Below are 6,681 nucleotides of genomic sequence, written 5' to 3'. Positions count from 1 at the left end.
ACAAGAAAATGGAGATAACTAACAAGGAATATATTATTAAAAATTAAGTTCTTTAAATTTAGATATATATTTTTTAGAAAACCCGAAAAGAAAAATAGACGAGAATTATATATAATTCTCATTTATTAAAATTTTTTTTTAGTTTTTTACAACAGTTATGGTGCTGTTTATATCGTTTCTATTGTATAACTTGTGTCCATATACACATGTGAATGTATAGTCTTGTGCTCTGGCATTTTCTGGTATTGTGTATGTTATTGTTACTAGTCCATCTTTAACTTCATGGTAGACTATATATCCCTTATTATCTCTCATTGTTTTACCATTTACCTTAAATAATACCTGTCCTTCATTTACATTAGTATCTTTTTCTGTTATTTTCACTGTTATTTTTATTGTTTGGCCTGGTTTTACTGTTGTAGTGTTTGTTGTCATTGTCATAGATACTTCTTTCTTAGTTATATTCATTGGTATCGTATTATTTGTTCTTCCAGTTATATATTGATTATTTCCACCATAAACTGCATTTAGTACTGGTTTTGATTTTATCCAAGTTGTTGGTACTCTATAATTTTCAAGTATAGCTATTCCATTAATTACTTGTACATAAATTATATTTCCATTATTATCTCTTATTGTTTTACCATTTACTTTAAATATTACACGTCCATTAGATACTGGATTTCCTTCACTATCTGTTACTTGTGCTCTTAAATTAATTATATCGCCTACTTGTGCAATTACTGGATCTATTATTACATTAGTATAACTTTGTACTTTAAATGTTAATATGTTTGATTTAGTACTTAAAATACTTGGAATAATATATGTAGTTATCTGTCTATCTGTATCAACTATTAAGTTATATATCATTGAATCACTATTTTTTATAAGTTCATCATTTCTATATATATTATATGAAACATTATCTAATATGTTACTATCATAATAACTAGGATTTATTAATTCAAATTGCTCAAGCATTAATATAATAGTACTATTTATTTTTAATAAAAAGTTTGGGGACTTGTTTGAATTTAATATTATAGGTGTTGTTAATATTGAACAGTTTATATATGTATTATTAGATAAAATATTTGTTCCTGTAGTATTTAGGAATAATGTTTCACTTGGACTTATTATATTAGTAAAAGTATTATTTTCTAATGTTAGATTTATGTAATTTGTGTAAATTGCTCCACCTTCAATAAATGCTTTATTATCTAAAAATATAGCATTTACTATATTATACTTACGTGGAATATATTTACTTCCAACTAAATATAATGCTCCACCTTTATCTGCAGAATTATTTCTAAATGTTATATTTCCATTTATTTCAAATAGGGCTGTCAAGATAGACATAGCTCCTCCAGATTCATATGCCTTATTATTACTAAATATAGTATTGTTATTTAATATTAATTTAGTATTTGAAGTTGGTAATTGTATTGCTCCTCCATTTGTAGTAGCTTCATTATTATTAAAGGTGTTGTTTCCTTCAAAAATAAGTACACCACTTAAACTATATATTGAGCCTCCAGATCCTGCAGTTACTGCTATTACTTTGTTATTATTAAAGGTAGTATTTCCTATACTAGTTATATTTCCTTTGTTGTAAATTGCTCCACCATAAATAATACTATTACCACTTGCTGTATTATTTATAAATAAAGTGTTACCTGTTAATGTTATATTTCCTAAGTTATAGATTGCTCCAGCATAGACATTATTATTTCCTTTAACAGTGTTATTTATGAATAAAATTTCACCATTCATATCTATTTTTCCAAAATTATTATTACTAATTGCTCCACCTTGTTCTGCAACATTGTTTTTGAATAATATTTTTCCTTTTGTTTCAATAGTTCCCCCATTACTAATTGCTCCACCATTAATAGCTTTGTTGTTTATAAATGTGCTATTTATAATAATTAAATGTCCATTATTCTCAATTGCTCCACCATTTTTTATTTCTGCAGTATTATTATCAAATATACAATCTATTAAAGTTAAATTTCCATTATTAACTATTGATCTAGAATTGATAAAGGAGATATTAGTCATAGATACATTTCGATAAATTATACTCATTATTCTCATATTATTACCACTACCATCAAATATTACTCTATTTTGAGCTATTATATTAATATTATTAGTAGTTGAATGTAAATATCCATAAGCTACATATATTGGTTCATTAATGAAATATATTCCATTAGTACCATATAATAGATGTATTGTTCCATAGTTTCCAACTTTTGATAAAGCATCATTAAGTGTTGTTGGATTAGATAATGTACCTTCTTGTATTTCAGTTACATCTGGACTTACATAGACATGTTTTCCCAATGAGAATATAGATGATGTGTTTGTTTGATTATTGTAAATTCCCGTTTCTGTTCCAATATATTTTATAGTTATATTATGTATTCCTGTTGATAATGGATTTATTTTAATAATAGCTACACCATTGTGAGTTGGAGCTTCACCTAACAATATATTATTTTCATATATCCTTATTATTCCACCATCAGATACTAATGTTCCTAATTTATCAGTTACTGATATATTTATTGTCGTATTTTCATCACTATAACTTACTGTGTTTTCTGCTTTAATAATAGTATTTTTAAGATCATATATTTCCACATCAATAAGTGTGTTTGATTTAGTTTTAGTAAATGTAGGTATGACATATAATGTTACTGTATCATGTATTGTAGGTATTATATTAAATGAATTTGGATTATAATCTGTTGTGTCAATTTTAATATTATTTAAATATATATTATATTTAATACTACTTGTTATGTTATCATCATAATTTCTAGGATTCTTAATTTTTATATTATCTATATTGAATTTTAAAGTATCATTTACCTTCATAGGTGATGGATTTGTAGCATCAGAGGATATTTGAATTGTTGAGTTTATAGAACAGTTAATATACACATTATTTTTCATAATTCTATTTGTAATTTCTTTAATTACTATTGTTTCATTTTTTGATTGAATATTACTAAAAGTATTGTTTTCTAATACTAAATCTATTCCTAAGAAATATATTGCTCCATAATCCTCTTTTGCTATGGAATTATTAAATGTAGTGTTAGATATTGTAAGATTTCCAGACATTACTTTATATATGAAAAATCCTGGATATAACATTATTCTTTGAACATATCCTGCTGAATAAATTATTCCACCATATTCTGCAGAATTATTAGTAAATAATGTATTAGATATAGATAAATTACCTTTTGAAAATATTACTCCACCATTTTTCCCAGTGTTATTAATAAATGATGAATTTTCTATTATAACAGTACCATTATAGTTATGTAATGCAGTACCCTCAGCATATTCATTATAATTATTTAAAAAAGTAGTATTTATCAATGTTAATTTTCCCATATTAACTATTGCACCATAAAGTCCTTCTTTATTTATATTTCTAAAAGTAATATTAGTAATTTTTATAGTAAAATCTTTAGTAATATTTAACATGGATGATTTATTTTGTCCAAAAAATGTTACATCTTTTTGACCAATAATATTAAATGTCGTTGCATTAGTAGTGTTTTTACTAATTGTTATTTGATTATTTATATAATAAATCCCATTAAGTAAATATATTGTTTTTTCATCTTTTATTTTAGATAAAGCATCAGTAAGTGTTGTTGGATTATCTATTGATCCTGAAGCTGGTTGTGTAACTTCTGAACTTACATATACATTATCTAATATTACAAGTGATGTTTTATTTGTATGATTTTCATAGATATTACTAGCATCAGTATACTTTATAGTTATTTCTGTTGTTCCAATATTAGATGTTTTATTTAATGTTAATCTTGCACTTCCATTTATTACTTCTACTGTACCCATAAGGATTGTATTATTATAATAACTAATAACTCCACTAGTTACTGGTTGATTAAATTCATCAATTAATGTTGTTGTGATGTGTATATCCTCATTAATAAACACAATAGTAGTTGGAGTGTTTGAAGTTATTGCTTTTGCTTTTAAGTAAATTATATTAAATGTTAATGTATTTGATTTTTCTTTTGAAAAATTAGATATTATATATGTTGTAATATTAGTAGGTATTGTTGAATTTAATGTATAAGAAGTTGTAGTAATTGTATCTAATAAAATATCATTTCTATAAATACTATAATTGATATTATTTGTTATGTTACTATCATAATATGTTGGATTTTCTAGAATTACATTATCTATATTAACAGTTATAGTATTATTTACTAGAATAGGATTTGGATTTGAAGTACTTGCTGTTATTGTAAATTTTTTTAATTTAATATCACAATTTTCATAAGTATTATTTTCTAATAGATTGTTTCCTATTGAATTAAATATTAATGTTTCATTTAGAGAACTTATATTTTTAAAAGAGTTATTTTTTAATATAAGATTTCCACTTTTATTTATAAATACTGCCCCACCATTGTCTGCATAACTATCTTGGAATATTGATGAAGTTACTGTTAAATTTCCTTCTGAATATATTATCCCACCATTCGATGAAGTACCATTGATAAATTTTAAATTATCCAGTATTACAGTAAATCCTTCTTTTATATTAAATAGTTGAGTTTTGTTATTTCCAGATACAGGAGTATTATTTAAAATTCCTTTGATACGTACTGTTTTTGTATTTTTAACAGTTGTTTCATTAATTATTACTGAATTTAATAAGTCATATTTTTTATTTTTTGAAAATAAGTATATTGTACCTGTACTTGTTATTCTCTCTAGTGCATCAGTTAAAGAAGTTGGATTATCCATAGTTCCATTTCTTGCTTCATTAACAATAGGACTTACATATAAATCATCACTATTAGGCATTGGAGTATTATTTATAATTGTATTTTTTATATTATTTCCATATACAGCATAATCTCCAATTAATTCTTTAGAAACTAAATTATTTTCTACAATAGTATTATTAATAGCAGAATTATATACTGATATTGCATAGTTTGAAGTTGTTTCTATATTGTTTTTAGTAATTATATTTGAATTTCCCTTAAGTTCAATATATTCATTTATAATATTATTAGTTATTGTAGAATTAGATCCACTAACTTCTATAGCTTTTTTTATAACATGTGATGGACCATACATAATAATTGTATTGTTAATAATATTTCCTTTTTTTATACTGATAGCAGTACCTCTATCCATTGAAATTGTGTTATTTATTATAGTCAAATTATTACTAGTAATTTGAGCATCAATAGCATATGTTCTAGCACCAGTAGTTAAAGTAGTACTAATAGTAGATTCTACAATATCTTCCATTGAATTGTTTATAATATTATAGGTTATATTTGAATTTTGACTATCAATTAACCTAATACCTGTAGAATTAATAAATTTATTTCCATAAGCATAAATGTTTCCTTGATAACCATAAATATCACTTTGATCATTTTTAATAAAAGTACAATTGATTATATTATTGTATGTTAAGAAAAATCCTGGTAAATAAAAGTCAGCCCCACCAGAGTTACATGCAAAACCACTTCCATATTTATAACCACTCTTTCCATCATAACCAATACCATTAGATAATGTTGTATTTATCATAGTGATATTGTTATCATTTAATATTGTTCCCCAACGAGCATAATTATGATTAAATAATGAATTTAATATGGTTGCTGTACCATTATTATAAATAATTCCATTATTTCCTGTAGAACTACTTTTACGATTTTCTTCAAATAGGGAATTATTAACTAGTAATGTTGCACCATAATTATTTCTAACACCTGCTCCTACACCTGCATAATTTTCATGAAATTCTACAGAGTTTATGCTTAAATTTCCATAATTATCAATAGTTGCATGAGGATATGCACTGATACTACTTCCTCCAGGACTCCACATATGAGCTATTGATAAATTATAAATAGAAATATGTCCATTACCCTTTGTTATAGTCATTCCATAATTACCTGTAGCATTAATATATGGCCACCAAATTTTTGAACTTTCCCATACATAACCAGGATTAGGGTCTATCACATAATTTGCTTCTCCATCAAGTATTGTTTTATTGATACCTTCACCAATGAAGTTAATTTTATGATTACCATTTACTGTTAAGTTAGTATTTCCTACCCCGGTATAATTTCCTGATTTAATGAAAATGTTATATGTATTATTTGTTGTTGTTTTATCAATTGCATATTGTATTGTTTTATATGGATTATCTTTTGAACCTGTATTATTATCTGATCCTGTTGTTGATACATAATAACTAACTTCATTATTTTTCTTTAAAGTTTTAGTGTTAGCTATTCCATGTTCTTTAATTGAACTGGTTTTTGTTTTAATTTCCTTATTTTTTGGAATAATTTCTTTTTTTGTTGTATTAAATTTAAGTTCATTATTATCATTGTTTGATACTATGTTTAGAGTAGATTTTGTCGTGTCTGTTGTTTGTTTTTCTATTGTATTCATATTTGTTGTATTAGTGTCTACTGCCGTTATTGTTGAAAGACTAAATAATAATACTATTAAAAATATAGAAGATATTAATATTTTATTCTTCATTTTAAATCACTTTTCCTCCATTTCTTTTAAAGAATAATAGAAATCAATGGTTTTTTCCCATTATTCCTTTTTTTAAAATAAATTAAA

1 protein-coding gene is annotated in these 6,681 nt (G+C 24.3%); it reads right to left on the bottom strand.

Annotated features, from left to right (window positions below):
• Positions 1 to 138 precede the first annotated feature (138 nt).
• Entirely contained in the window at positions 139 to 6,594 is a 6,456-nt protein-coding gene (locus A9758_RS02345) for an S-layer family protein (RefSeq protein WP_011406311.1), read from the bottom strand.
• Between the last annotated feature and the right edge of the window lie 87 nt (positions 6,595 to 6,681).

It is taken from the genome of Methanosphaera sp. A6, from assembly GCF_001729395.1.
GTDB classification, from domain to species: domain Archaea; phylum Methanobacteriota; class Methanobacteria; order Methanobacteriales; family Methanobacteriaceae; genus Methanosphaera; species Methanosphaera stadtmanae.
This window is presented reverse-complemented; position numbering and strand designations above follow the sequence as displayed.

What these genes read in the sequence shown, in the direction of transcription:
- A9758_RS02345 (WP_011406311.1), bottom strand. Translation starts at nt 6,594, where the DNA reads ATGAAGAATAAAATATTAATATCTTCTATATTTTTAATAGTATTATTA.